A 24,206-nucleotide genomic window follows, 5' to 3' on the forward strand; every position below is an offset into this window, starting at 1 on the left:
CCTCAATCGACTAACTTGATATCGTCCAGCTTCCAGCTTTTATCGAAATACGCTTCGGTGGGCGCATATAGACGGAAGTAACTGAACCATTGTCTGCCCGGTAGGGTTTGCACCCAGTTGCTCTCAAAGCCTGCGGGGGCTGTCGGGCCGAAGTAGAGGTCCACCGAGCCATCGGCGTTTCGTTTCAGGCCCTGGCGCGAAGACAGGTCGGCCTTGCGCTGTGGATTGTCAATCAGGCAACGGCTTTCGATGTCGTAGACGGTCATCGACCAGAACTGTCTGGCGGGTGGATGGGCACCGACGTGCAGGCGATAGTTTTTGCCGCCATCGAGCCACCTGCCTTTCTCATCGGTGTAAGAACCGAGGTAGGTCTGGCCCAGTCCGGGGGTCTTGGAGACCATGCCTTTGGTGTTGGTAACGGCTTCATAGAACCACGCACTGCGTTCCCATAACTGGTCGTAGAAAGCGACACGCTGTGACGGTTCTGCAATGTTCAATACTGTGTCCCATTGCCGATCCGGCCAGTATTGAGCACCAGGGAACCGTTTGGCGAAGGTGTTCGCCTTGGCGATAAGTTCCCCCATCTGGGCGCCTTGCTCCAAAGCCTTGCGCTGGGCTTCGCTGGATTTAAATGGCTTGTCCTTCTCAATTCCTAAGCTGGCAAGCATGGCCATGTAGAACCGATCACGTTCATTGACCGGCTCTTTCTGAATGATCTGGTGCAAGCGCTCCCAGTACGCCATGCCTCTGGGCTGAGTGCCCGACCATGCTTTTCCCCCTGGAGTCAGCAGCTTGGTTTTGCTGGGTTGGGCGCGATTGGAATAAGGGTACATTTTGAATTTTTCGACCAGGGCCCTGCCTTTGGCGGGGTCAGGGTCCAGCACGCGAAAGCCCACCAGGACGTTCATGGTTTCTGACTTGGCGAGATAATAGTTGCCACCGTCCGCCGGCACTGCCGCGCCTGGAGGAAGGACCAGGTATTTGCCACCCTTGCCCTTATCAGGACCTGTCTCGCCCATATCGATGATTGCCCGCTGCCAGAAATCCCCAACCCCACCGGCCGTAGGGCCTGGCGGTAACTCAACGACCAGCGGGCCGGTTTCATTGAGATCGACAAAGCCCAGGATATAAGGGGTCGTTGCGTTGGCGGTGATCACGCCAAGCTTGTCTTCGTAACTGTTGAGCACCATCAAGTCGCCGCTTTTCGCGCCAAGTTTGTCGCGAAATTCCCCCTGCCATTGGGCGTACGACACCAACGGCAGCGCCCACAGATACGCCTGGGTCGCTTGCTGGAAATCCAGTTCGGCATAAAGGGGCGCGATAGATGCGTGAGCGGGGAGTTCACCTTCCATGGCAATCGGACCTATTCGGGTGTCAAGGGACTGCGAATGCGGCCCTCCCGTGCAACCTGCGATGACGGTGAGCAGGGTGAGCCCCGCCAGTCGAGATAATCCACGCATAGCGTTTCCTCATTTTCCGAAGGTGACATTGATCCCGGCAAAAAGGGTGAATTGCGGTAAGCCATCGCCTTTACGTTCAACAGTCCATTGCGGTTCAACGAAAGCGTTGAGGATGTTGCTGCCGGACTTCCACGCCTTGCCTACGCCCAGCCCGACAGGGATGTAGTGCGTATCGTTTTTCAGATCGAAAGTCCAAGTCCCGGTGGAGCGCAGATACCAACCTTTGGGCAGGTTATGAATGATGAACGGCTGAAAAGTAGTGGTTTCTACGTGCTGACGGTCGCTTTCGCCAGCAAAGGAGCTTTGATACTGCACCAGGGCCCCCAGCAATCCACGAGGGGAGGCGTCAATGGCAACGGCGGCAAGACCTGCCTGCCATTTGCCTGTGCCCAATTCGTCTTGGGCCGCGGTCGGAGCGGTAAGTTGCGGTCCTACACCCAGTTGCACGCCATCAGTTTTTAACAAGAAGATGTCGAACAGGTTGAGATCACCTATACCGGTGCTATAGCCATGTTGCGGGTCGGGTCGAGTGCTGATGGGCAAGGTTGCGCGCAGGATTTGAGGCACACCAATAAAGTCCCCCGACGCCACCGGCAATGTACCTCGCAGTAACGCATCATTGGTATGGACGTTAGTGTCGTAAAGTCTGGGTGTGTAATAGTCTTGCAGATTAGCGCCGGGGGCCAGATTCAACGGGTTGTTACTCTTATTGGCGGTCTCTGTATTGTCGGCATAAACACTCAGGGCGAGTGGCGAAAACGCGGCCATAAGAATCGCTCGCGCATAAAAATGTGTGCTCATGGTCCCCGCCCTTATGTACTACTGATGGCATATTTACCATGCGCCAAAGCTTATAGGTCGCCCTAGGAAGCTAGCAGAGGTTGCGGATTCGTCTAGGAACGCAACCGGTTTTTCGTCATCCGCTCGCGCTGGAAAATTCCATTCCCGCCGTGTTCAGTGCCGCGCACTATCTCGATGGCCGGTTGGCCGGTTGGCCGGTTGGCGGGAGTGGCCGGCGCCGCTAGAGGATGGCTCGCCTTAAAGGGCGCCACCGCGCATCAGGCTGGCCACCGGTAATGGTTTTGATGGCCGCTCGAATCAGACACCTTTTAACTCATGGGACACGAACTTCCCGGCGGCTCGGGCCACCTCGATAAGTCGCTTGCTCGACATGCCCATACACGCCGCAGCAGACAGCCCTCGCAACGTGACTAATAAATAGTCAGCCAGTACTTTTCCCCCTTCCGGATGAACAGTTTCCACGTAGTGCCTGATCGCTTGAATGCCGACATTTCCGATGTTTTCGGCCATTTTTCGCGCAGTCTGATCATCTGCTCGCATGCTCTCAGTGATCAGGCAACCACGCAGTGTGCTGTCGCGCCCGTATTGTCTGGCTGCCGCCACCAGCAACGCAGTAATGGCCTCGGCGGGTTCACGGTCAGGGGCGAGAAGTTTGTCCAAAGGGATCGCATTTTCGCTCGCGTAGCGAAGCATTGCCTTCTCGAACAGTTCTGCTTTGCTGCCATAAGCCGCGTAAAAACTGGGGGGTTTGATGCCCATGGCTTCGGTCAGCTCGCTTAGGCTGACCGCGTCGAAACCGCGCGCCTGGAATAGCGCCTGAGCGATAGCTACACCCGCTTCGCGATCAAAGGCGGGGCGGCGTTGGCGGGTCTTTTCGTTCATGGCGGCCTCTCGGGTTGGGTCAGCATCGTAGCGATCACTAAATAATAGATCAACCATCCCGAGAGGTGGTGCGGTATGTAGCGATCACTAAAAACAGATTGCGTGAGCAGAGATGACTATGTAGTGTTCGCTACATAGTTTGTTTCTAAATCAGGGAGGTTCTGCCATGCAATTCAAGAACAAAGTGGTTGTCGTCACGGGTGGTGCGTCAGGTCTGGGACTTGCCATTGCCAAGGAGCTCGTGCAGCAGGGCGCTTCTCTGATCATCGTGGGTCGTCGGCAACACCTGCTCGATGAAGCAGTCGCCAGCCTGGGTGCAGGGGCATCGGCCTTAAGAGCAGATGTCTCCAAGGTTGCTGAGCTTGATGCGTTGTTCACTCGGATAAAGACACTCCACGGACGCATTGATGTGCTCATTGCCAACGCAGGCATGGGTGAAGTCGAGCCTCTGGGGTCGATTACCGAAGCAGGTTTTGATCGGGCGTTCGAGACCAATGTGAAAGGCGTGACCTTCACTATTCAAGGTGCTTTGCCGCTGATGGGCGAAGGCGGCAGCATCGTCATTATCGGCTCGACAGCCTCGATGAATCCCGGCCCTGGCCTAAGCGTTTATGGCGCCACCAAGGCGGCTCTTCGGGCGTTGGTTCGCAGCTGGATTCTGGACATCAAGGGGTCCGGCGTGCGGATCAACCTGCTGAGCCCAGGTCCCGTGGATACCCAGTCGTTGCGGGCCATGCTGGCTGAAAACGCCGAGCAAGTGATCGGTATGCTCAATGAAAAAAGCACGCTCGGTCGGATAGGGCAGGCGGACGAGATCGGCAAGGCCGTGGCGTTCCTCGCCAGCGATGCGTCGAGCTACATCAACGGCGTCGAGCTGTTCGCAGACGGCGGCGCATCACAAGTGTGATGCGCGGGCCCATCCATTTCGGCCGGCCCAACTCCTGAAGGATTAAAAAATGTCTACTCCATCCGCCACCTCGATTTCACCTGTTGAACAGCTCCTGGTCGAAAGCGAAATTACACGCTTGCTCAACACGTATGTGCACCATCTCGACAGCGGCAAGTTCGCGGAAATCGCGGCGCTATTTGGCGATGCCACATTTGAAGTGATGGGCACCACGGTATCCGGACGCGAAAACATCGAGGCGTTTCTAACCGGCAATGTCCGCCGGCACGACGACGGAACCCCGCGCACCGCTCACACGCTTGCAAACACGCTGGTAGACATTGATTCCTCAGGCATCAGCGCGTCGTCGGTGAGTTACTTCACTGTCCACCAGCAAGTGGAAGGGTTGGCGCTGCAACCGATCTGCACCGGCCATTACCTGGATACCTTCGAGTTGCATGACGGCAAGTGGCGCTTCGCAAGCCGCAATGTACAACCACGCTTTTTTGGGGAGCTGAGCTTCCATGCGGGTGCCGCTGTCGACCTGTCAGCGCTGTGAAAGACATCGACATGAACGGTGGCCGTCGACACATTGGTTGCTGAAGGCCTTGACGTTCGGTACTGGTGATCGACGTAACGAACGGCGACAACGTCGATGCTGCCGCAACGCTGTTGTCGACGCAGATCGATTCACTGGATGTGCTGATTAACAATGCGGGCATATTAGGCACTACCGCTCAACCCAGCCTCGTCCGGATTGATGATTTAACAGTGGGGGACGTTCTCGTTGATCGCCCACGCAATGTTAGGGGTCTGGGGCCATGTGATACCCAGCGAGCAGGGCCAGATCCAATTGCTGATATCCGGACCTGAAAGTCATGCCTCAGATAACCTGGATGGCGAGCCGCTAAACGCGCGGCCGGCTATCCGTTACTTTATGGCGTCGGTCGGGGTCTGTGCCTCGACAATGACAACACGCTCAAAACGCCCGGCCAGTACTACATAGGCGAAGATCCCGATCACCCCGTGTGCCGCCACAAACCAGAGCGCTGAATTGAATGAACCGGTGGAGGCAACGAAGTAGCCGATCACCACCGGCGTGATGATTCCTGCAATGTTGCCAATGCCGTTGAACACCCCACCGCTCAGTCCCACCATCCCTTTGGGCGCGGTATCGGATAACACTGCCCAGCCGACAGCGGCGAGACCTTTACCAAAGAACGCCAACGCCATCAGTGCGATGACCATCCAGTTTGCGTCCACGTAGTTGGCAGACACCAGGCTTGAGGCCAGTGCCATGCCGATCACGAACGGAGTTTTACGGGCTCTGGAAGGATGTACGCCCCGGCGGATCAGATAGTCGGAAACCACACCGCCCAACACCCCTCCAGAAAAACCACAGATCGCTGGCATTGCCGCCACCCACCCCGCTTCCATGATGGTCATGCCCCGACCCTTGATCAGGTAGATCGGGAACCAGGTAATGAAGAAGTAGGTGAGGGCGGTGATGCAGTATTGGCCGAGATAAATGGCCCAGAGCGTCCGGTTATTGAAAAGCTGAGCGACCTCTTTCATTTTCAATTTTGGTTTGGTGGCTTTGCGGGTGGCTTCCAGATCCACCAGAGCACCGCCATCGCGCATGTACTGCAGTTCTTTGTCAGTCAGCCGCGAGTCACTGAGAGGCTCACGATATAACGCGAACCAGAACACAGTCGCGACCAGGCCCAGCGCACCCATCCAGATGAACACATGCTCCCACCCCCACGAATGCGTCAGCCACGCCATGAGCGGGGCGAATACGACCACAGCCATGTATTGGGCGGAGTTGAACAGTGCTGAGGCAGTGCCGCGTTCGCTGGTCGGGAACCAGCACGACACAATGCGGTTGTTGGCCGGGAAAGCCGGAGACTCCACCAGACCCAACATGAAACGCATACCAAACAAGGCGAGCGCTGCCGTGGATCCCACAAGCCCGATCCAGCCGACTGTGCCTTGCATCATGGTGAACAGCGACCACAAAAACAGGCTGCAGCCGTAGACCCTTCTTGCACCGAATTTATCCAGCAACCAGCCCCCGGGAATCTGACCCAGCGCGTAAGCCCAGGCGAACGCAGAGAAAATCATGCCGAGCATGATGGGGTCCAATCCCAGATCTTTTATCACGCCCGTACCGGCAATCGACATGGTCGCCCGGTCGGCATAGTTAAGGACGGTCACGATGAAAATCAACGCAAGAATCACGAATCGGCGGCGGCCGACACGGGCCTTTTCTATAGGGACTGCCGTGGATGCGGTCTCGGAAACCATGGTGCGCTCCTGCTTTCCTCAGTGGGAAATCTTATTGTTGGAAGGGTGCAGAAAGGCAGAGACTAGGTAAGGGAGCGATGTTGGTCTAACATTAATACTGGATCGATTAATACAAGAATTGAATCATGGAACTCCACCAACTTCGCTGCTTCGTCATGGTTGCCGAGGAACTGCATTTCGGCCGTGCAGCCCAGCGCCTGGCGATGACTCAGCCGCCTTTAAGTCGTCAGATTCAAATGCTGGAGCGGTCTGTCGGCGTGATGCTGTTTGAACGCAGCAACCGCAACGTGCAGCTCACCGTGGCGGGACAGCGTTTCCTGCGAGATGCCCGCCATGTGCTGGCTTACACCGAACAGGCAGCGACTGCGGCCCGTCGTCTTGCCGGTGGCGAGGCGGGGCAGTTGCACCTGAGTTTTACGGCGGTCAGTGGTTACAAGCTGATTCCCGATCTCTTGGGCCATGCCGCACAACAGCTGCCAAATTTGAATTTCGAGCTGCATGAAATGGTCTCGGGCGCTCAGACAGAGGCCATGGCGGCGAACATGATCGATGTCGGGTTTGTCAGGCAAGCGCCAGCGCACCTTGGGTTCAACTCAGAGCTGATCCAAAGCGAGCCGATGATGATGGTCATGTCTGACGCTCATCCGCTGGCGCAGCAAGCAAAGGTTGCGGTCACCGATCTGGATCAGCAACCGTTCGTGATGTATTCGCCAGATCAGGGGCGCTATTTTTACGACTGCATTGTCGGCTTGTTTGCCATGGCTGGCGTGTCGCCGCGATACCTGCATTACCTGGGGCAGACCCATTCGATTCTTGGGCTCGTTCGCGCAGGTTTGGGGGTTGCGATCGTGCCAGCCGCCGCACGTGACCTTTATCTGGGGCAACTGCAGTTTCGTGTTCTGGAGGCTGCTCAGCCGCGCTCAGAGGTGTACATGATCTCAAGAAGCGACAACGATAACCCCGCGCTCCCTACGTTTCTGAAGATGGCAACGGACTATTTTCGCACCGTAAATTAGTGCGGCTCGAGACAAATGGGTCAAGTCTTCGATACAACGGGCGGTCATTGTGTTGAGCGATGTGATTGAAAGACCGTCAAAAAAACTGGCCAATCGAAAGCGCTGCAGCAAGTGCAGCTTTTCGAAGTGCCGTTGAACGTACGTGAGTATAGGAATTGCGAGCAGTCAACAATCAAAAGGTAGCGGGGGTGTTGACCCACAGGATACGCACGACGCTGCGTGTTGAATTGCGATAACCGTGGGGGATGTTGCTGGGAAAATGGAATGAATCACCTGCATTCAGCGTGTAGGTAGATTCACCCAAGGTCAGCTCCAGACTACCTTCTATGACGTAGCCCATTTCCTCGCCGACGTGATCGATCGTCTCGCTGACCATGCCCGGTGAGACGATATGAATATCAGCCTGCAGCAGCCCGCCTTTTTGCAGATGAGTGATGCGCTCCAGGTCGATGTAGCCTTTTTTTCCGCTGGTGGCGAAGCGGTTCACTTGCCGGTCCCCTGCGCGCAGTACAGGCTCTTCGGAAATCCAGTCTTCGGAAGTCAGTTGCGAAACGTTGCTGCCCAGCGCTAACGCTAGCCGGTGCAGCATCGCCAGTGAGGGCGACGCCGCGTCGTTTTCCAGCTTGGAAATCAGGCTTTCGGAGCAGTTGGCGGCTTCGGCGACCTGCTTGAGGGTCAGGCCTGCCACCTTGCGCGCATGCCGCAGGCGCACGCTCAAGCTCGGCAGACCGTCGGAATGCAGGGATTTGGCGGCAGGTGTCTTGCTGGGTGTGGACATGCATCCCTCGAAATCAGTTGTGCGAAGCGGCGACAGGCATCCTAGGGTCACAGACGCCTGCCGTCTACTGGCCTCGCGGTTCTCAGCTGTGCACCGAGAAGGTCACTTCCACCGGATTCAGGTCATTGATCGGCAGGATGTCCTGCGGGCAGGCGGACATCACCACGACCACGTCCATGTCGGCACGAATTTCCACGTAGTCACCGGCTTTGGACACCGGCGGCAACCACTCCACGGTGTAATCCGGCTTGACCGGAATGTTCATCCACAGATTGAACGGCTGTGGCACTTCATGGGAACGCAGGCCGATGGCTTGCAGCGCCAGGCGCATGTTGTCGGCGCAGCTGTCGTGATACCCCTCGACGCCAAGATTGGTATAGCGATGCAAGTCGCAGGCCGCCATCAGCGTGTCGTGAATACCGGGCGAGGTGTCGGTCAGCAGCGTGCCGATGGCGCGGCGACGGTTGCTGAACAGCGCATCGCCGGTTTTCGGGATGATGCTGTTGCAGTGGGCGCGGGCGTGTTCCATCGACAGGAACTCGCTCATGTTCTCGCTGTTGAACAGCCAGGTGTCGCAGACCTGCGTGCCGTGGGTGTTGACGATCTTTATGACCTGTCCGGCTTTCAGGCGCACGGCCCGGCCGCAGCGCGCCGGTACGGTGTAGACCTCGCCCGCCACCGGCGTGCCGTCGATGGAAATAGGCTCTTGGAGCGTGGCGTTGGTGCCCAGTGATGTGCCGTTGTCCGGTTGGCAGCAGGCAGGGTAATCGTGGCTATGGGTGACGTGGTTCATGTCGGTTCCTTATGGGTTCAGGGTTGTTCTGCAAGTGCAACCAGGCTCCAGGCGAGTGCCCGAACGCCCGCTTCCAGTTGCGCGGGTTCGGTGAATTCACGCGGGTTGTGGCTGATACCGTCGCGGCTGGGCACGAACAGCATCGCGGTCGGGCAGTGCTCGGCGAGGTACATCGCGTCGTGGAACGCGCCGGAACGGATCGGCTGCCAGCTCAGCCCGGTGGCGGTGCACGCTTGCTCAAGCACATCGATCACCGTGGGGTCGAACGTGGTCGGGGCGTGGCTGAACAGGCTGCTGACCTCGGCGTCGGCGGGCAGGCAGGTTTTCAATTGCGCGTCGAAAGCCTCCAGCACGGCAGGATCGGCGTGGCGGAAATCGATGCTGAACGTCACTTCGCCGGCAATGGTGTTGATCGCGTTGGGGGAGACGTTCCAGCGGCCGAATGTGAGTCGCTTGTCGTCACCCGCCAGCGTGTCGGCCAGTGCGTCGATCCGGGCAACGGAGTCGATGGCCAACAGCATGGCGTCGCGGCGCAGGTGCGTCGGCGTGGTGCCGGCATGCGCCGACGTACCCTTGCAGCGCACCTGAAACCAGCGCACGCCCTGGATGCCGGACACCACACCCAGCGTGATACCGGCCTGTTCCAGCACAGGGCCTTGCTCGATGTGCAGTTCGACGAAGGCGTGGGTCTCGATCTTGCCGCGCAGCGGCAGGTCGGGGAAGCGTTCGGCATGGGCGTCCAGTGCGTCACCGACGGATATCCCTTGGGCGTCCACATTGCTTCGATAGGTCATCAGCCGTGCGGGCTCGACGTAGGCGCTGGAACCCATCGCGCCCGGGCTGAAACGGCTGCCTTCCTCGTTGGTCCAGACCACCACTTCAATCGGTCGACGCGTACGGATACCGGCATCGTGCAGCGCGTGCAGGCATTCGAGGCCGGCCATCACGCCATAGCAGCCATCAAGCGTGCCGCCCGTGGGCTGGGTGTCGATGTGGCTGCCGGTCATCACCGGCGGCAAATCTTCAAGGCCGTCGCGACGGATGAACAGGTTGGCGCAGGCGTCGGTCCACACCGTGCAGCCGAGCTTTTGCGCTTCGCCGATCAGCCAGGCGCGGGCCTGGAAGTCCTCTTCCGAGAGCGCCTGGCGATTCATGCCGCCGTCGCCGGTCGGGCCGAAGGTCGCCAAGGTGTCGAGCCAGTGTTGCAGCCGCTGGGCAGACACCCCGTGCAGGGCGTTGTCGTTGATCATTGGGCCTCCTGAAGATTGGGAACCGCCTGCGGGCGCGGCGTCAGGCTGCGGTTGAACCAGGGCTTGAGAAATTGCTGCAAGCGCTCGGTTTTCGGCGTCTGAAACAGCGGCTCCGGCGCGCCGGTCTCGATGATTTTGCCGGCCTCCATGAACACCACCTGGCTGGATATCTGCGCGGCGAAGCTCATTTCGTGGGTCACCATCACCATGGTCATGCCGTCGTCGGCCAGGCTGCGAATGACCTGCAGCACTTCCTCCACCAGCTCCGGGTCGAGCGCCGAGGTCGGCTCATCCAGCAGCATCAGCCGTGGCTTGACCGCCAGCGCACGGGCAATGCCGACGCGTTGCTGCTGACCACCGGAAAGCCTGGCGGGGTAAGCATCGGCCTTGGCGCTCAGTCCGACACGGGCCAGTGCCTGATCGGCCAGTTCGCGGGCTTGGGCCTTGGGTATTTTCTTGCCGAGCACCAACGGCGCCATGACGTTTTCGCGCACGGTCATGTGCGGCCACAGGTTGAATTGCTGGAACACCATCGACAGAGGTTTGCGCACTTCATCGACCTTGGCTTCGCTGTCACGGTCGGTGTCGCGGCGGCCGGTGCCGCTGTAACCCAGCAATTGGCCGTCGATCCAGATTTCGCCCTCGTCGTAGCGTTCGAGGAAGTTCATGCAGCGTAACGCGGTGGTCTTGCCGGAGCCGGAAGGGCCGATCAGCGCAACGATTTCGCCAGGTTGCACGCTCAGGTCGAAGCCGCTCAGGACGCGGTTCGTGCCGTAGGATTTGCCGACGCCGCGTAGTTCGAGAAGGGGGAGAGTGCTCATCAGGTCAGCCTCGTAGGTGCCGGGTCATGCGCAGCCCAAGCCAGCGAGCGATGACCGCGACCGACGAAGTCAGCAGCCAGTAGCTCAACACCAGCAGGGCGTAGGGCATGACGTATGAAAAGGTGGTGGAAACGATGCGCCCGGCGGTCATGGTCAATTCCGGGACGGTGATGATCGAGGTCACCGCGCTTTCCTTGATGGTCAGGATCACCTGGTTGCCCAGCAAGGGCAGGGCGAACGCCAGCGCTTGCGGTGCCTGGATATGCCAGAACACACGAACCCGCGAGATGCCGTGCACCCGCGCCGCTTCCAGCTGGCCGAACGGCACGCTGGCCCAGGCGGTGCGAAACAACTCTGCGAAATAGGCGCCGCTGTAGACTGCCAGCGACAGAATGCTTGCCTCGACGGCCTCCAGGCGCAGGCCGATGACCGGCAAGCCGAAGTAGATCACCGCCAATTGCGCCAGAAACGGCGTGCCACGGATCAGCCAGACGTACACGCGGTAGAGCGCACTGAAGCCAGGCACGGCCATGCGTGCCGCGTTGAGTGCAAAACCCAACACCAATCCGGCGACGGCGGCGGCCAGGCTGATGCCCAGCGTCATCAGCAGACCGTCGAGGAAATCCGGCAGGTAACCGATTAATTCATTCATCAGCAACGCTCCCGCCAGCGACGTTCGAGAAGACTGCCGAGCACGCTCAGCAAGCTGGTCAGTAACAGGTAAAACAGGCCGGCGACCAGATACACCTCCAGCGGGCGGTAGGTTTGCGAGACCAGTTGCTGGCTGACGCGCATCAGGTCGGTGATGGAGATGACCGAGACCACGGCCGACACCTTGATCACGTCGATCAGTTCTGAGATCAGCGCGGGCAGGGTGAGCCGCAAGACTTGCGGCAACTGGATGTGCAACAGCGTGTTGTATCGACCGAGGGCGAAGACGGAGGCCGCCTCCACCTGGCCTTTGGCGATGGCCGCAAAGCCGCTGCTGAGAATCTGCGACTGGTACGCCGCGGTGTTCAGCGCCAGCGCGGCCGCGGCGGCCACCAGTGGCGGAATGTCCATCCCCAGCGCGGACGGCAGGTAAAACAACAGCAGCAGTTGCGCCAGCATCGGGGTGCCGCGAAAAAAGCTGACGTACACCCGCGCGAACGCGACGCCTCCCCGGCTTCGGCCATTGGCGATGAGGTGGAGCAAGACGCCGAGTACGAAGCCTGCCAGCATGCCGATGACACAAAGCCACAGGGTGGTCAGTGCGCCATCAATCAGGGCCGGCCAGTACAGGGCGAAACGGCTGCTGAAGTCATTCATCATTGGCGGCTCAGATGCTTGGAACCGGCATGGCGTCGGTCGGCAATTCCATGGTGAAACCGAACCATTTCTCTTGCAGGGTCTTCAGCGTGCCGTCCTTCGCTGCGCGCGCGATGCCGTCGCTGAACAGTTTCACCAGGCTGGCGCTGTCAGCATCCCTGCGGCCTACCCAGCCGAAATACGTCACGGGCCCGACCATTTCCGGCAGCGTGGTGAACAGTCCCGGACGGGCTTTCATCAGCGGGCCAAGATTGGAAAGCGATTGCGCCACGCCGTCCAGTCGCCCGTTGGCGAGGTCGGCGTAGGCTTCGTCGAAGCTCACGTATTCCTTTATGCGCTTGAGGCCAGCTTGACCCTGAGCCTTGAATTTGGCGTCCAGTGCCTGCAACACCGCCAGTTGGCCGGACCCCGCTTGCGAGCCGATGACCCGGCCATTGAGGTCGGACAGGTTTTTGAGATCGGTCTGATCGGCCCGTTTGAGCAGTGCGACGGTGGATTCGGCAATCGGCACGGTGAACGCGAACTGTTCGAAGCGGGCTTTGTTGACGGTTACCGAGGTCACGACGAAGTCGAATTTTTTGGTGTCCAGGCCGGGGAGAATGCCCTGGAACGGCAAGTCGAGCTGACGCACCTTGACGCCGGGCAGGTCCGCGTCCAGCACGTAATGCATCAGGTCTGCGCCGTAGCCGACGATCTTGCCGTTTTCGACCGATTCAAACGGGGCGAAGCGCGCTTCGGTGGCGACGACGATTTCGTGCTTGTCCTTGATCCGCTGCAATAGATCGTCGGCGTGGGCTAGTGAAATGCCGCACAACGTAACCAGCGATAGAGACAGTGCTTTGAGCGTGAAGCGCTTCATCGGTATTCCCCTTGAATTGACCGTATTTCTATTCAAGTTACTTGAATGAATATACAGAGGCATGAAGCATGCCAGCACGGCTTTGCAAGCGATAGCGTTAGCGTTCGCCGGCATCGGGGGAGGAAGTTGACTCAATTAGGCGCAGGTGAAGCCGTTACGCTGCGTATTGGTGCGATATGTGTAAGCGCGTGGCTGAATTCCATGCACAGGAATGTGCAGACTGGATTGAAATGAACGGCTGATTTGCGACACCGGTGGCCTGTACCCAGCGGTGCTCACGAGTTCCCAGTGTTCGCTCAATGAAGGCTTTTGACCAATCGCTGCCCCCCGCCACCCTTAATATCCGCTCGACAGCTCCTGCCTGACCGGCATTCAGACGCTCTCAGCCCCTGATGACTCGCCGCGCGGAGACACCACCATTGATCAAGGGCGTCTGATCAGGCTTGCCATCGCACCTACGGCGGCGAGCAGGGCCGCGAGCAGAAGTCCCCTGACCGAACCATCCGAGCCGCCGGTGCTGCTCAGGGCAAACAGCAAACCCACGATCGCGGCGCCAGTGAGTTGGCCAAAAACCCGTGTGACTGCCCGTAATCCGCCCACTGCACCGCTTCGCTCGGCAGGTGCGGAGGCGATGATCAAGTAGTTGTTCGGCGCCTGAAACAGGCCGAAACCGGCGCCACACACGGCCAACGGGATCATCAGCCATTCGGCGGCTGCCGGGAGCCAACCGGTGGCAATCACCAGCAAACCGGCCGCCAGCATCCCGAGTCCCGTGCTGCACACGTTGGCAATCGCGATACGCTGGCTGAGACGTGCCGCCACCGGTGCGGCCAGCGCGAGCGTCACGGGCCACGCGGTCATGACCAGGGCCGACTCGGCCAGAGACAACTGCATCCGGTGCTGGAGAAAGAAAGGCAGGGCGACGAACGCTGCACCCTGGGAGGCGAACGAAGCAAATGAGGTCAGGATGGTCAGTGCATACTCGCGCTGACTCAACAGGTCCATGGGCAACATGGGGAAGGGCGTGCGCTTTTCGCGGTGTACAAAGCCCCAGCCAAACAGCGCTGCTGCCGCCAATGCCAGCGAACCGAATAGCGGCTGCTGGCTGATGTGATCGCTGCCCAGCAGCAGCAGGATAAAGAACACGGCGCTCATGAGAAAGCTTGGGCCGTCGATCATCGCCACCGCCTTTTTCCATTGCGCCAACGCTTGCCGGTCGAGCCGCAACGGCAGTTGTTTTGGACTGTCCGGCAGTGCGTAGCAGCCCATAACGATGGCGATGACGCCCAGCGGGACGTTGAGCCAAAACAGCCAGTGCCAGTTCAGGTGCAGCAGGACCACGGCGGCAAGGCTCGGGCCGGCGGCCAACGACAGGGCGACGACGGTGGCGTTGGCGGCAATCGCCCTTGCCATGCGTTCTCGGGAATAGACCAGGCGGATCAGTGAGGTGGTGCAACTCATCATCGCTGCGGCGCCGATCCCTTGCAGGACCCGTCCGATCTGCAGCGAGGTGAATCCAGGCGCCAGGCCACAACCCAGCGAGGCCACGGCGAACAGGCCAAAACCCCATAAATAGGTGCGCTTGTAACCGATACGGTCCGACAGGCTCGATACCGGCATCAGCAGAATCAGCATCACCAACATGTACAGCGTCACGACCCACACCGCATCGGACGACGCGATGCCCAGTTCATGGGTAAGCGAAGGCAGGGCGTTCTGCAGGATGACCATGTCCAGATTGGCGCAGATCATCCCAATGTAGATCGACACGGCGGCCAGCGTCAGACGCGTGCCGCGCAAGCCGTCGGTGAGCACAGCCTGATTCATAAAGGGGGCCTCATGGCGTGCCAGGGCGTAGCGCGCTCCCACGTACCGGCCAGTCGAAGTAGATCGTGTTCACGATTATCGGCCATCGCAAATTGCAGCGACAGCGGCAGGCCGTCTTTGCTCAGGCCGGCCATCATCCCAATCGCGGGAGTGCCGCTGAGGTTGAAGATAACCCGCGCCTGCTGCGAATAGGTACGTGCCACTTCATCCGGATCGTCGATGGCGCAGGCCGGCGTCAAGGAACTGGCCAGCAACAGCACGTCATAACGCTCAAACAGGTCGAGTACGTGTGAGCGGATCAATTTGCGGCAGCGCATGGCTTCCAGGTAGTCGCCCGCCGAGTAGAAAGCGCCTTCAAGCAGGCCGCGACGCGTGATCGCCGCGTAATCTTGCGGACGATCACGCAGCCATGGCTGATGGATGTGCCACGCCTCACTGGACAGCACGATGCGGTTGACGTCGAAATAAAACGGCAGCGGCCAGGTGTGCGCTTCCTCTACCACGGCGCCTAGCTCGGTGAGCGTCCTGGCGGCGGCATCCAGGGCCTGGGCCGTTTCATCCGTGGCCTTCGGCGTGCCCAGGTGCAGGTCACGCAGGTAGCCGATGCGCATGCCCCGCAGATCGTCGTAAGGCCTTGCCGTTTCCGGATCCTTGGCCTGGCGGTCCAGACAGCGCCAAGCGAGGGCGATATCCGAGACATGCCGGGCCAGGGGACCGACGTGATCGAGCGTCGGCGACAACGGAAACACGCCGTTGCGGCTGATGCGGTCGTACCCGCCCTTGAAACCGATCACCCCGCAGGCCGCCGCCGGATTGCGCACCGAGCCGCCGGTGTCGGTGCCGATGGCCAGGGGAAAAAGCCCGCCCGCGACGCCTGCACCGGCGCCTGACGAGGAACCGCCCGGATGATGGGCCGTGTTCCACGGATTGCGCGCGGGCGGAAACGGCAAGTCGAAGGCCGGCCCGCCACGGGCAAATTCGTGGGTCGCCAGCTTGCCCATGATCAAAGCGCCTTCGGCCCGCAGACGCGCCACACAGTCGGCGTCCTGATCCGGCTGATTGCCCAGCAGGATCTTCGAATGCGCCGTGGTCGGCATGCCGGCGACATCGATCACGTCCTTGATGGCCACGGGAATGCCGTCCAGACGGCCCGACACCTCGCCGCGCAAGTAGCGCGCTTCGGACTGCCGTGCCTGTGCCAGCAAGCCCTCACGGTCTAGATGCACGAAGCAGTTGAGCATTGGATCGTAGCGCTCGACCCGCGCCAGATAGGCCTCGCACAGCGCCACCGGGGACAATTCGCCACGGCGCAGACTGCCCAGTTGCGAGGCGATGTCGGCATTCAAAAGATCCACGGCGTTTCTCCAATCTGCGCGGCCAGGCGTCGCTGATCCTGCTCGGGCAACGCTGCCAGCATCGCGTTCAGGGTGCCGCGTCTGGCCAGTGCCGCGTCCCGCGCGCTGCGCACATCGTCGGCATGTTCGGACAGGGCTTTGTGCAGGCCCTGGCTCAGGGCTTCTTGCTGCCAGGCGGTTGGCTGCCAGGCGGTGTCGTCGTCGATCATTCGGTCACCGGTTTCCAGGCGGGCGCTTGCTTGCCGCTATTGCGCACCACCACCATCACCGCCAGCGCGGCAATCACGCAGGGCGCCGCCGAGAGCATGAAGATTTCCTGGGTGTTGAAGCCCCAGGCGTGCAGGTTCTGACCGAATACCGGGCCGAACACCGAACCCAGCCGACCGGCGGCGAATGCCAGCCCGAAGGCGGTGGCGCGAATCGCTACCGGGTAGATCTTGCCCACCACCGCGTGGCCACCGCCGGAAAGGCAAGGCAGCAGCAGGAAGCCGGTGAGAAACACCATGGCGCTGACCAGATAGATGTTCATGCCGATGGCATAGGAGGTCAGGACAATCACTGCACCGGCGGCGATGAGCATGCCGGCAAAGAAACGCATGGTGAGCTTCGACAGGGCGAACGCCAGGATCAGCATGCCCACCAGGCCGCCGGTCTGGAACAGGCTGGAGACGTGAATCGCTTCTTTGGTCGGCATGCCGGTTTCGGTGAGCAAGGTCGTCAGCCAGCTGCCCAGGAAGAACATGTCGAACATGATCATGAAGTACACGCACATCACGGCGAGGGTGTTGATCAGGTTGGTGCGCTGCGACAGGTATTGAGTCAGAAATTCCTTGTAGCCCATGCCGGCGCCTTGCTCGACGATCAGCTGCGTGGTGCCCAGCGGCCCGCCGATGGACTCGGCGATGGCCTGGCTCTGGCGCTTGTCCCGGCCTTTGAGCACCAGCCATGACAGCGATTCGTCCAGCTTGAACCACAGCACGGCGCACAACAGGATCGGCAACACACCGCCGATGATGAACATGATCCGCCACCCGAACAGCGGCACCAGATAACTGGCCAAGGTCGCGCCCAATACAGCGCCCACCGGATTGGTCGCCGCCATCAGCATCAGGATGGTGCTGCGTCGACGGGTCGGGGCGTAGTCCGACACCAGCGCCAGGATGTTGGAGATCGCCGCGCCCAGCCCCAGACCCGTGAGGAAGCGCCAGATCGCCAGATGCTCGATGGTGCCTGACAGCGTCGACAGCAGGGTGAACAGACCGAAGGTGAACACCGACGCGATGATCACGAACTTGCGCCCGTACTTGTCCGCCAGCGGGCTCAGGATCAGCGCGCCGATGAACAGGCCCACCAGCCCCGACGAGAACACGGGACCCAGGGCGGTGCGCGGCACACCGAAATCGGCCAGCAATGCAGGGGCGATGTAGCCGATCAGTTGCGTGTCCATGCCATCCAGCCCGAAGGCCAGGCCGCACAGAATGAAGACCGTGTACTGCAGGGGCGTAATCTTGGCGCGATCAATCAACTCGTTCACGCGTAACGGGGTAGCACTCATGGTAAATCCCACCGAAAAAAGGTTGGGGCAGTCTTCAAGAGGCGATGCAGTGTCGCCCTGTGTCAGGCGCGCTTTATTTTTTGGGTGTCTGGCTAACGAGTAATCAGTGGTGGGAGAACATCCGGCCCAGGTGTTCGAAGCGGTCGTTGATGCCCAACGAACGCAGCGCTTCCCAGTACGTGTAGCCATTGATCGACATCACCGGCTTGTCCAGGAACAACTCGCAGGCCGCCGCTACGCGCAGCATCGACAAGCCGGTGCCTACTTGAACGACAGCGTCCACGTCATCGCCATCCAGGGCCTTGACCGAATCCACCAGTGTGCGCAGCGGCACTTGAGCGATGTCTTTGGGTTTGTCGCACTTGAGGCCGATCAGGCGCTTGACGCTGAAGCCTGCCTCTTCGAAATACTGCCGCACTACGTCATCACCCTGAGGCTGATGCGGGGTCAGTACGGCGATGTTTTTGCAGCCAAAGGTGCGCAAGCCATTGACCAGTGCCTGAGAGCCGAACGACACGCCGACACCCGCGTGAGCCGCCAGCTCGGCACGGAACGCTTCGGCCTTTTCATAGCCGCCCCAGAAGGTCTCGATGGCCACGCCCATGATCAGGTGATCCAGCGGCGCGGTCATGATCTGGTCCACCGCACCGAGGATGCCCTGGCGCATGCGTTCCACGTGTTCCCTGTAGGCGCTCGGGTCGGCCAGGCTGACCGGCTTGATGGTCACACGGCCGATGTGGTTGGTCACACCGTACGGTCGTGGGCTGTCGCACTCGGGCCCGACCACGGTGTTCGACGAAGGCACGATGATGCCGATGTTGGCGCGATGGCCGATGACGTCAGTCATTGGGAAACTCCTGAAGCACTAAGATCACTCGCCGGAGCGAGATCGGAGGCGGTCGCTGGCGGCAAGGCAGCAGCGTTGAACCAGTCCTGGACTTGGGCGGCATAGGCGAAGGTGACGTTTTCGTCGGCAGCAAGGCGCTCGACCATGGCGGTGAGTTCGCCGATCCGGTGCGCCGTGCCCAGCAGGTGCGGGTGCAGGCCGATGCCGAGAATGTGAGTCCCGTGCTGGCACTCCGTACGGTACACGGCCAACGCGCGATCCAGACGTTCGAGCATTTCGCCGCTGGCGTGTTTTTCCACGGCGTAGACGATGCTGTCATTGATTTCGAGGGTATAGGGCAGGGCGGTCAGCTGCCCGCGCTTGACGGTCATCGGCAACGGCACGTCGTCCAGGCCCCAGTCGAACAGGTACTCAACGCCCAGTTCGGCAAGGTGGTCCGGGGTGTCCGGGTTTTCCCGAAGACCAGGGCTCAGCCAGCCGCGCATGGGCGTACCGGTGAACTGCTCGATACGCGCTTTGCAGGCGCCGAGAAACGCGCGCTCGGCGTCACCTTCTTCGATGATGGTCTGGGTCATCCCGTGGCCGATGAACTCCCAGTCGGCGGCAAGCATGGCGTTGGCCAACAGCGGATAGCTGTCGATCACCGAGGCATTGATGCTGACGTTGATGGGCAGGTTCATGCGGCCGAACAGCTCGAGGAACCGTGCCATGCCCTTGCGCATGCCGTGCTCGGCCCAACAGTAATTGGGCACGTCAGGGACCTTTTCCAGACCGTGCGGCGCGGTCAGGACCTTGCGCGGCATCGGCCGGTCGAACGACCAGTTCTCCACATTGACCACCAGCATCACGATCAGGCGTTTGCCGCGCAGCGGCGGTAAATCATTGCCCAGCGCCAGGGCGTAAGGAATACGAGGATTGGACATACAGGCTCCGATTCAGGATTAAAGTGTCGCGCCGCCGTCGACGGTGAGATTGATGCCCACCACTTGCCGGTTCAGCGGCGAGCACAGAAACAGCACGCTGCGCGCGATGTCCTCGGGCTGGCAGAACTGACCGTTCGGGGTGCCGCTGAGGAAACCGGCCTCGACGGTGGTCACAGGCACAGCCTGCTCGGCGGCACGGTCGGCGAATATTCCACGCAGTCGATCGGTCAGTGTCGGCCCCGGACTGACGCAGTTGATCACCAGACCATGGGGCGCCATTTGCGTGGCCAGGCCTTTGGTGACAGAGAGCAAAGTAACGTTGGCCATGGCGCTGGGCAGCATGTGCGCGTTGTGGTGCAAGGCGCTGTTGCCGGCAATCGAGACGATCCAGCCGCAGCCCGCGCTTTGCATGTGCGGCAATACCGCGCGGATCAGCCGCACGGTGGCCATGATCTTCAGGTCGAAACTCGACTGCCAGACGCTGTCGGGCACGGTGATGAATTCACCGCCGCCGGAGCTGCCGGCGCTGTTGATCAAAATGTCCAGGCGCGAGAAGCGTTCCAGCACTTGGGCCACCAAGGCATCTTCCGTGCCGGCGACGGTCAGGTCCCCTTGCAGCGCCAGGAAGGACTCAGTGCCGAAGCGCTCGCTCAGCGTATTCAGCTGATTCGGGTCGCGGCCGATGGCGGCCACGCACGCGCCGGCCGCCAATAGGGCTTCCACGCAGGCCAGGCCAATCCCGCGACTGCCGCCGGCGACCAGCGCCACGCGGCCTTTGAATTCGCTGCTCATGGGTATTCCTCAGGCAATCGATAATGAGTCTTCGAGCATCGTCCACAGCGAGGCACGACGCAGGTACGCCAGGTGCTTGCGTGGGTCGGCGACGGTCTCGCGCATCTGCTCGCGGTTGGCGGCCCGGGCCTGCGGCGAACGCTCTTCCATGACCTTTTTGTTCTGAATCGACTGCGCTTGAACGTAGGCAATGGCCGGCTGGCGGCGTTGCCGGTCGTACTGCGCCAGCAACTGCGGGGCGCCGGACAATACGTCGGGCATCTTGTCCGCCAGGTTCAGCGCATCCTGAATCCCGCTGTTGAGGCCCAGGCCGCCCAGAGGGTTATTCACGTGAGCCGAATCACCGGCCAGCACGCAGCGCCCGGCATGGAACTGCTCGGCAACGCGTTGATGCACGTTGTAGGTGTTGACCTGGGTGATGGGTGCCCCGACCGCCAACGGCAGGTAGTGGGCGTAGACCGTTTGCACCTGCGCAATCGCCTGTTCGAGGTTGTCGCTCAGGTCATGCTTGAGCGGGTACGTGGTGCGCCAGATACCTTCGCGTTCGGCGCCGGGCACTTTGAAAATGCCAAACCAGCAGTCGGTATCCGAGTAGTAGTTGCGCAGGCGAAAGCCCATGGACGCTTCAAAGTCGTGACGCACGGTCACCACCGCAAACTTTTCTTCGAAGGTGTAGCCGGTGAACGGGCTGTCCATGTGCTTGCGAACCGCACTGCGGGCGCCGTCGCAACCGATCAGGTAGCGACCTTCAGCGTGGTGCAGGCCCTGGGCGTCGATCCCCGAGACCTGAACCCGGTCCGGGTGTTCATTGATCGATTCCACCCGGCAGCCGCTGAAAAAGGTGAACAAGCTGTTATCGGTCAGCAGTTGCTGGATTTTCTCAACCAGCTTGTGTTGCTCCAGCTGGACGGCAAAGGGATACGCATGTTCGTCTGCCAGCAGACCGAAGTCGTATTCGACGACCACTTCCTGAGAGACGAAGTCGCGCCATTGGAACAGCGGCGCCACCAGACCCTGTTCGATGATCCAGGGGGTCAGGCCCAGCCCGTCGAGCAACGACAGTGTCGAAGAGTGCAGCGTCGCTGCGCGGTTTTGCACGGGGATAATTGTGTTGGCTTCAAACAGCGCAACGCGCAGACCCTTTCGAACCAGGGCCAGCGCCGTGACCATGCCCACCGGACCACCGCCTAGAATAATTGCATCAAACATGCGACGTCTTTCACCTCATGCAGGGTTGAGTAGCGCGGCTGTCGTTGCATGAGCAGCCGCTGTCGGATCAGAACAGGGCAAGCGTGTAGTTGACGCTGACGATGTTGATGTCCAGCTGGCTCGGGCCACGAATCTTGTTGTTACGGTAGATGAACGCGACGTCTTTCAGCGGGCCGCGTTGCACCGTGTAGGCCAGTTGAACGTCGCGTTCCCACTCGCGGATTTCGCCGTTCACCGATTGCGCGTTGTCGCCGTGGACATAAGCACCTGCCAGCGTCAGGCCCGGAACACCCAGCCCGGCGAAGTCATAACGCGAGCGCAGAATCCAGGACTCCTCTTCGGCGCGGGTGAACTTCAGCACGGCGGTGTTGGAGTTCAGCGCGGTGCTGGAGCCGTTGCCTTCGTTGAGAAACGGGAAGTCACTGTCGCCCCGGGATATCTGCCGGCCGACGCCTACGGACAAGCCCTTGACGTGGTAAGTCGCCATGGCGCTGTACAGACTGTTGTCGACTTCGCCACGGGTGACGCGGTCGCCGTACCAGCCGGTGGAGTAGTACGCCGATTCGTTGTTGTTCTTGCCATCGCTGGTGCTGCGGTAGTAACCCAGGTCCAGGACCATGCGTCCCGGTCCCATGAGCCAACCCTGGCTGAGCCCCAGAAAGTGTTGCTTGTAGAAGTCGTCCAGCTGCCCGTAGTAGTAACTGAGCTTGAGGGCCTTGGTGGCCTGAAACTCACCGCCGCCGTAGTAAAAGGCGTTGCTGCGTGGCCCGGTGGCGCTGTTGGCCCCCGCGATGGCGAAGGGGTCGTTGCTCGATGAGTTACGTTCCCGGGTGCTGTTGAGCCGGCCTGCGGTGAAGGTAAAACGGTCCAGGTCCTTGGAAGTGATCTGCGTCCCCTGAAAGGTCTGCGGCAGCAGGCGTCCGTCGTTGTAGACCACCACTGGCAGATTGGGCATCAGCTCGCCCACGCGCAGCTCGGTCTTGCTGATGCGCGCCTTGGCGGTCACGCCGAGATCGCCGAATTGATCCGCGGAGCTCCCGTCCCTGCCGGTCGGGAAGACAGAGGAGGGGCCGGTGTTATAGCGTGACGGTGCCCCGCCATAGCCGACGTCTTCATCCAGTTTGAACGCTGACATGGCCTGCACATCCAGACCAAAGCCGACCCAGCCCTGGGTAAACCCGGAATTGAAGTTCAGGGTAAATGCCTGACTCAGGTTGTGCGTCGAACCGGGCAGCCCGGTGTCCAGGCGATTGTCGTGATTGATGTAGTAACTGCGACTGCTGACGCTTGCATGGCTGTCTTCGACGAAACCTGCAGCCTCGACGCTTCCTGCCGCGCAAAACCATGCGCAGGAGGCCATTCCCCAATAAAAGTTATTCATTGCCACTCGATTCTCTAGACAGACTGAGTTGAGCGCCGGACGGCTATGTGCCGTCTGGCATCGATGTGGGCAGTGGAGCTAAAAGTGCAGCGGTGCCATTAAGGCTATTGGAGTCATTCGGCGGCAGCTCTCGAGCGGAGCTGGCGGGTGGTTGTAATGCCTGACCGAATTTGCATGCAATCTATCTTCGGTCCCGAGAGAAAACAACCGTTTATTGCGGTTTTGTTGAGGATATATTTACGTGCACAACAAGATTGCATGCAATGATCCTTAATGGTGCGTATTTTCGGTCTGCCGGGGGGCAAGCGGCATGTAGGTGACGGCTGATTGCGGGGTTCGTTTACCGCCAAAAGGACAAGTGACAGCAATGCGCTGAGCCCATGTGGCTGTGGGTCACAGGTCGTCACGGATCTCTCGGAGTGTGTTCAGAGGGACAGGGAAGGAGGCGGGATGCAGCGAAACCCGGTGTCAGCTGATCTGGGCAGCCGATTCTTCGTTGGCGAGCCGCACATACACCGCCCGCGCTGACAGCACGTGGCAGCGCATCGCCGCTTGTGCCCAATGCGGATCGTGCGCCTCGAACGCAGCGAGGATTTCCCGGTAGTGGGCAAGGATGCGCAGAATGCTGCTGAAGGGCGAAATCCGGAACACCGTCATGCCCATGGGCAAGGCGAGCAGCGAATAGATAGTGGTCTTGAGACGATTGCTTTCCGAACACTCGGCGACCACTCGGTGAAAGCGATCGTTGGCTTGTGAAAGGGTGCTGAGGTCCAACGCCGATTCACCGCCGGCGACGGCTGATTCCATCCGCTGAATCAAAGTGCGCAGTTCTTCCAGTGGACCTTCGCCGATGCGAGAAGCCGCGGCTTCCGCCGCCAATGGTTCCAGCACTGCGCGCTGAGAATAGATTTCCACCAGTTCCGCATAACTCCAGGTGGCGACGAACGCGCCCTGATGAGGAAAGATGCGAACCAGCCCGTCCGCCTCCAGCAACAGCAGTGATTCCCGCGCAGGCGTACGGCTGACATCCAGCCGCTGAGCAATACCCTCGGCGGTCAGGTGAGCGCCTGGCGCATATTCACCCGCGAGAATTGCTTTGCGCATCGACAGATAAACCTGCTGCTTGCTGCTTGCCATCTACCCTCGCTCCCGTCAG

24 protein-coding genes are annotated in these 24,206 nt (G+C 60.4%); 3 read left to right on the top strand and 21 right to left on the bottom strand.

From position 1 onward, the window contains the following. Positions 1-2: 2 nt before the first annotated feature. The 3 genes from ABQX22_RS04495 to ABQX22_RS04505 form a co-directional block, all read right to left on the bottom strand. A complete protein-coding gene (locus tag ABQX22_RS04495) occupies positions 3-1,352 on the bottom strand; it encodes a DUF1254 domain-containing protein (RefSeq protein WP_349796905.1) in 1,350 nt (449 codons plus the stop codon). A gap of 117 nt (positions 1,353-1,469) precedes the next feature. Beyond that, positions 1,470-2,261, bottom strand: a complete 792-nt coding sequence (locus tag ABQX22_RS04500) for a hypothetical protein (protein ID WP_349796907.1) — start codon at positions 2,259-2,261, stop codon at positions 1,470-1,472. A gap of 297 nt (positions 2,262-2,558) precedes the next feature. Next, the gene (locus ABQX22_RS04505; protein ID WP_349796909.1) at positions 2,559-3,143 is read right to left on the bottom strand and encodes a TetR/AcrR family transcriptional regulator; all 585 of its coding nucleotides are present in this window, start codon (positions 3,141-3,143) and stop codon (positions 2,559-2,561) included. Between the two features lie 166 nt (positions 3,144-3,309). On the opposite strand from ABQX22_RS04505, the gene ABQX22_RS04510 reads away from it, so the two are divergent. Continuing rightward, positions 3,310-4,050 carry an SDR family NAD(P)-dependent oxidoreductase gene (locus tag ABQX22_RS04510; RefSeq protein ID WP_349796911.1) on the top strand — a complete coding sequence of 247 codons (741 nt, stop codon included), beginning with the start codon at positions 3,310-3,312 and terminating at the stop codon, positions 4,048-4,050. A gap of 49 nt (positions 4,051-4,099) precedes the next feature. Beyond that, the gene (locus ABQX22_RS04515; RefSeq protein ID WP_349796913.1) at positions 4,100-4,588 is read left to right on the top strand and encodes a nuclear transport factor 2 family protein; all 489 of its coding nucleotides are present in this window, start codon (positions 4,100-4,102) and stop codon (positions 4,586-4,588) included. Positions 4,589-4,959: 371 nt separating this feature from the next. Here ABQX22_RS04515 and ABQX22_RS04520 read toward each other — a convergent pair whose 3' ends face one another. Then, positions 4,960-6,336, bottom strand: a complete 1,377-nt coding sequence (locus ABQX22_RS04520; RefSeq protein ID WP_349796915.1) for an MFS transporter — start codon at positions 6,334-6,336, stop codon at positions 4,960-4,962. A gap of 125 nt (positions 6,337-6,461) precedes the next feature. Between ABQX22_RS04520 and ABQX22_RS04525 the strand changes: the two genes are divergently transcribed. Next, positions 6,462-7,352, top strand: coding sequence for a LysR family transcriptional regulator (locus ABQX22_RS04525; RefSeq protein ID WP_349796916.1), 891 nt, complete (start codon positions 6,462-6,464; stop codon positions 7,350-7,352). 172 nt (positions 7,353-7,524) lie between these two features. Here the strand turns inward: ABQX22_RS04525 and ABQX22_RS04530 are convergent, their stop codons facing one another. From ABQX22_RS04530 to ABQX22_RS04610, 17 genes are all read right to left on the bottom strand, one after another. Next, positions 7,525-8,130, bottom strand: coding sequence for a cupin domain-containing protein (locus ABQX22_RS04530; RefSeq protein WP_349796918.1), 606 nt, complete (start codon positions 8,128-8,130; stop codon positions 7,525-7,527). An 82-nt stretch (positions 8,131-8,212) separates the two neighbouring features. Beyond that, on the bottom strand, positions 8,213-8,923 hold the full coding sequence (locus tag ABQX22_RS04535; protein ID WP_349796920.1) for an urea carboxylase-associated family protein: 711 nt from the start codon (positions 8,921-8,923) through the stop codon (positions 8,213-8,215). A 17-nt stretch (positions 8,924-8,940) separates the two neighbouring features. Then, the gene (locus tag ABQX22_RS04540) at positions 8,941-10,173 is read right to left on the bottom strand and encodes a M20 family metallo-hydrolase (RefSeq protein WP_349796922.1); all 1,233 of its coding nucleotides are present in this window, start codon (positions 10,171-10,173) and stop codon (positions 8,941-8,943) included. Then, positions 10,170-10,994, bottom strand: a complete 825-nt coding sequence (locus ABQX22_RS04545; RefSeq protein ID WP_349796924.1) for an amino acid ABC transporter ATP-binding protein — start codon at positions 10,992-10,994, stop codon at positions 10,170-10,172. The genes ABQX22_RS04540 and ABQX22_RS04545 overlap by 4 nt, the downstream gene beginning before the upstream one ends. A gap of 4 nt (positions 10,995-10,998) precedes the next feature. Then, positions 10,999-11,646, bottom strand: coding sequence for an amino acid ABC transporter permease (locus ABQX22_RS04550; protein WP_349796926.1), 648 nt, complete (start codon positions 11,644-11,646; stop codon positions 10,999-11,001). Further along, positions 11,646-12,305, bottom strand: coding sequence for an amino acid ABC transporter permease (locus ABQX22_RS04555; RefSeq protein ID WP_349796928.1), 660 nt, complete (start codon positions 12,303-12,305; stop codon positions 11,646-11,648). Before ABQX22_RS04555 ends, ABQX22_RS04550 begins: the two co-directional genes overlap by 1 nt. 7 nt (positions 12,306-12,312) lie before the next feature. After that, a complete protein-coding gene (locus tag ABQX22_RS04560; RefSeq protein WP_349796930.1) occupies positions 12,313-13,161 on the bottom strand; it encodes a transporter substrate-binding domain-containing protein in 849 nt (282 codons plus the stop codon). 423 nt (positions 13,162-13,584) lie between these two features. Next, a complete protein-coding gene (locus tag ABQX22_RS04565; protein ID WP_349796932.1) occupies positions 13,585-14,988 on the bottom strand; it encodes an MFS transporter in 1,404 nt (467 codons plus the stop codon). Further along, entirely contained in the window at positions 14,985-16,343 is a 1,359-nt protein-coding gene (locus tag ABQX22_RS04570; protein ID WP_349796934.1) for an amidase, read from the bottom strand. The genes ABQX22_RS04565 and ABQX22_RS04570 overlap by 4 nt, the downstream gene beginning before the upstream one ends. Next, on the bottom strand, positions 16,331-16,552 hold the full coding sequence (locus ABQX22_RS04575) for a hypothetical protein (protein ID WP_349796936.1): 222 nt from the start codon (positions 16,550-16,552) through the stop codon (positions 16,331-16,333). The genes ABQX22_RS04570 and ABQX22_RS04575 overlap by 13 nt, the downstream gene beginning before the upstream one ends. Beyond that, entirely contained in the window at positions 16,549-17,898 is a 1,350-nt protein-coding gene (locus ABQX22_RS04580) for an MFS transporter (protein WP_349796938.1), read from the bottom strand. The genes ABQX22_RS04575 and ABQX22_RS04580 overlap by 4 nt, the downstream gene beginning before the upstream one ends. 103 nt (positions 17,899-18,001) lie before the next feature. After that, a complete protein-coding gene (locus ABQX22_RS04585) occupies positions 18,002-18,745 on the bottom strand; it encodes a maleate cis-trans isomerase family protein (RefSeq protein ID WP_349796940.1) in 744 nt (247 codons plus the stop codon). Beyond that, a complete protein-coding gene (locus ABQX22_RS04590) occupies positions 18,742-19,668 on the bottom strand; it encodes a hypothetical protein (protein ID WP_349796942.1) in 927 nt (308 codons plus the stop codon). The genes ABQX22_RS04585 and ABQX22_RS04590 overlap by 4 nt, the downstream gene beginning before the upstream one ends. Before the next feature lie 18 nt (positions 19,669-19,686). Continuing rightward, the gene (locus ABQX22_RS04595; protein ID WP_349796944.1) at positions 19,687-20,460 is read right to left on the bottom strand and encodes an SDR family NAD(P)-dependent oxidoreductase; all 774 of its coding nucleotides are present in this window, start codon (positions 20,458-20,460) and stop codon (positions 19,687-19,689) included. A gap of 9 nt (positions 20,461-20,469) precedes the next feature. Next, positions 20,470-21,669: an FAD-dependent oxidoreductase gene (locus ABQX22_RS04600; RefSeq protein ID WP_349796946.1), complete on the bottom strand. Its 1,200-nt coding sequence runs from the start codon at positions 21,667-21,669 to the stop codon at positions 20,470-20,472. Positions 21,670-21,736: 67 nt separating this feature from the next. Continuing rightward, positions 21,737-23,050, bottom strand: coding sequence for an OprD family outer membrane porin (locus tag ABQX22_RS04605; RefSeq protein WP_349796948.1), 1,314 nt, complete (start codon positions 23,048-23,050; stop codon positions 21,737-21,739). Between the two features lie 468 nt (positions 23,051-23,518). Beyond that, complete coding sequence (locus ABQX22_RS04610) at positions 23,519-24,187, bottom strand: GntR family transcriptional regulator (protein ID WP_349796950.1); 669 nt, start codon at positions 24,185-24,187, stop codon at positions 23,519-23,521. Positions 24,188-24,206: the final 19 nt, after the last annotated feature.

Origin of the sequence: Xanthomonas sp. WHRI 1810A (assembly GCF_040202885.1) — a bacterium.
Taxonomy (GTDB): domain Bacteria; phylum Pseudomonadota; class Gammaproteobacteria; order Pseudomonadales; family Pseudomonadaceae; genus Aquipseudomonas.

Excerpts from the sequence above, each read along its gene's own strand:
- ABQX22_RS04495 (WP_349796905.1), bottom strand. The coding sequence starts at position 1,352 with ATGGAAGGTGAACTCCCCGCTCACGCATCTATCGCGCCCCTTTATGCC.
- ABQX22_RS04500 (WP_349796907.1), bottom strand. The coding sequence starts at position 2,261 with ATGAGCACACATTTTTATGCGCGAGCGATTCTTATGGCCGCGTTTTCG.
- ABQX22_RS04505 (WP_349796909.1), bottom strand. The coding sequence starts at position 3,143 with ATGAACGAAAAGACCCGCCAACGCCGCCCCGCCTTTGATCGCGAAGCG.
- ABQX22_RS04510 (WP_349796911.1), top strand. The coding sequence starts at position 3,310 with ATGCAATTCAAGAACAAAGTGGTTGTCGTCACGGGTGGTGCGTCAGGT.
- ABQX22_RS04515 (WP_349796913.1), top strand. The coding sequence starts at position 4,100 with ATGTCTACTCCATCCGCCACCTCGATTTCACCTGTTGAACAGCTCCTG.
- ABQX22_RS04520 (WP_349796915.1), bottom strand. The coding sequence starts at position 6,336 with ATGGTTTCCGAGACCGCATCCACGGCAGTCCCTATAGAAAAGGCCCGT.
- ABQX22_RS04525 (WP_349796916.1), top strand. The coding sequence starts at position 6,462 with ATGGAACTCCACCAACTTCGCTGCTTCGTCATGGTTGCCGAGGAACTG.
- ABQX22_RS04530 (WP_349796918.1), bottom strand. The coding sequence starts at position 8,130 with ATGTCCACACCCAGCAAGACACCTGCCGCCAAATCCCTGCATTCCGAC.
- ABQX22_RS04535 (WP_349796920.1), bottom strand. The coding sequence starts at position 8,923 with ATGAACCACGTCACCCATAGCCACGATTACCCTGCCTGCTGCCAACCG.
- ABQX22_RS04540 (WP_349796922.1), bottom strand. The coding sequence starts at position 10,173 with ATGATCAACGACAACGCCCTGCACGGGGTGTCTGCCCAGCGGCTGCAA.
- ABQX22_RS04545 (WP_349796924.1), bottom strand. The coding sequence starts at position 10,994 with ATGAGCACTCTCCCCCTTCTCGAACTACGCGGCGTCGGCAAATCCTAC.
- ABQX22_RS04550 (WP_349796926.1), bottom strand. The coding sequence starts at position 11,646 with ATGAATGAATTAATCGGTTACCTGCCGGATTTCCTCGACGGTCTGCTG.
- ABQX22_RS04555 (WP_349796928.1), bottom strand. The coding sequence starts at position 12,305 with ATGATGAATGACTTCAGCAGCCGTTTCGCCCTGTACTGGCCGGCCCTG.
- ABQX22_RS04560 (WP_349796930.1), bottom strand. The coding sequence starts at position 13,161 with ATGAAGCGCTTCACGCTCAAAGCACTGTCTCTATCGCTGGTTACGTTG.
- ABQX22_RS04565 (WP_349796932.1), bottom strand. The coding sequence starts at position 14,988 with ATGAATCAGGCTGTGCTCACCGACGGCTTGCGCGGCACGCGTCTGACG.
- ABQX22_RS04575 (WP_349796936.1), bottom strand. The coding sequence starts at position 16,552 with ATGATCGACGACGACACCGCCTGGCAGCCAACCGCCTGGCAGCAAGAA.
- ABQX22_RS04580 (WP_349796938.1), bottom strand. The coding sequence starts at position 17,898 with ATGAGTGCTACCCCGTTACGCGTGAACGAGTTGATTGATCGCGCCAAG.
- ABQX22_RS04585 (WP_349796940.1), bottom strand. The coding sequence starts at position 18,745 with ATGACTGACGTCATCGGCCATCGCGCCAACATCGGCATCATCGTGCCT.
- ABQX22_RS04590 (WP_349796942.1), bottom strand. The coding sequence starts at position 19,668 with ATGTCCAATCCTCGTATTCCTTACGCCCTGGCGCTGGGCAATGATTTA.
- ABQX22_RS04595 (WP_349796944.1), bottom strand. The coding sequence starts at position 20,460 with ATGAGCAGCGAATTCAAAGGCCGCGTGGCGCTGGTCGCCGGCGGCAGT.
- ABQX22_RS04600 (WP_349796946.1), bottom strand. The coding sequence starts at position 21,669 with ATGTTTGATGCAATTATTCTAGGCGGTGGTCCGGTGGGCATGGTCACG.
- ABQX22_RS04605 (WP_349796948.1), bottom strand. The coding sequence starts at position 23,050 with ATGAATAACTTTTATTGGGGAATGGCCTCCTGCGCATGGTTTTGCGCG.
- ABQX22_RS04610 (WP_349796950.1), bottom strand. The coding sequence starts at position 24,187 with ATGGCAAGCAGCAAGCAGCAGGTTTATCTGTCGATGCGCAAAGCAATT.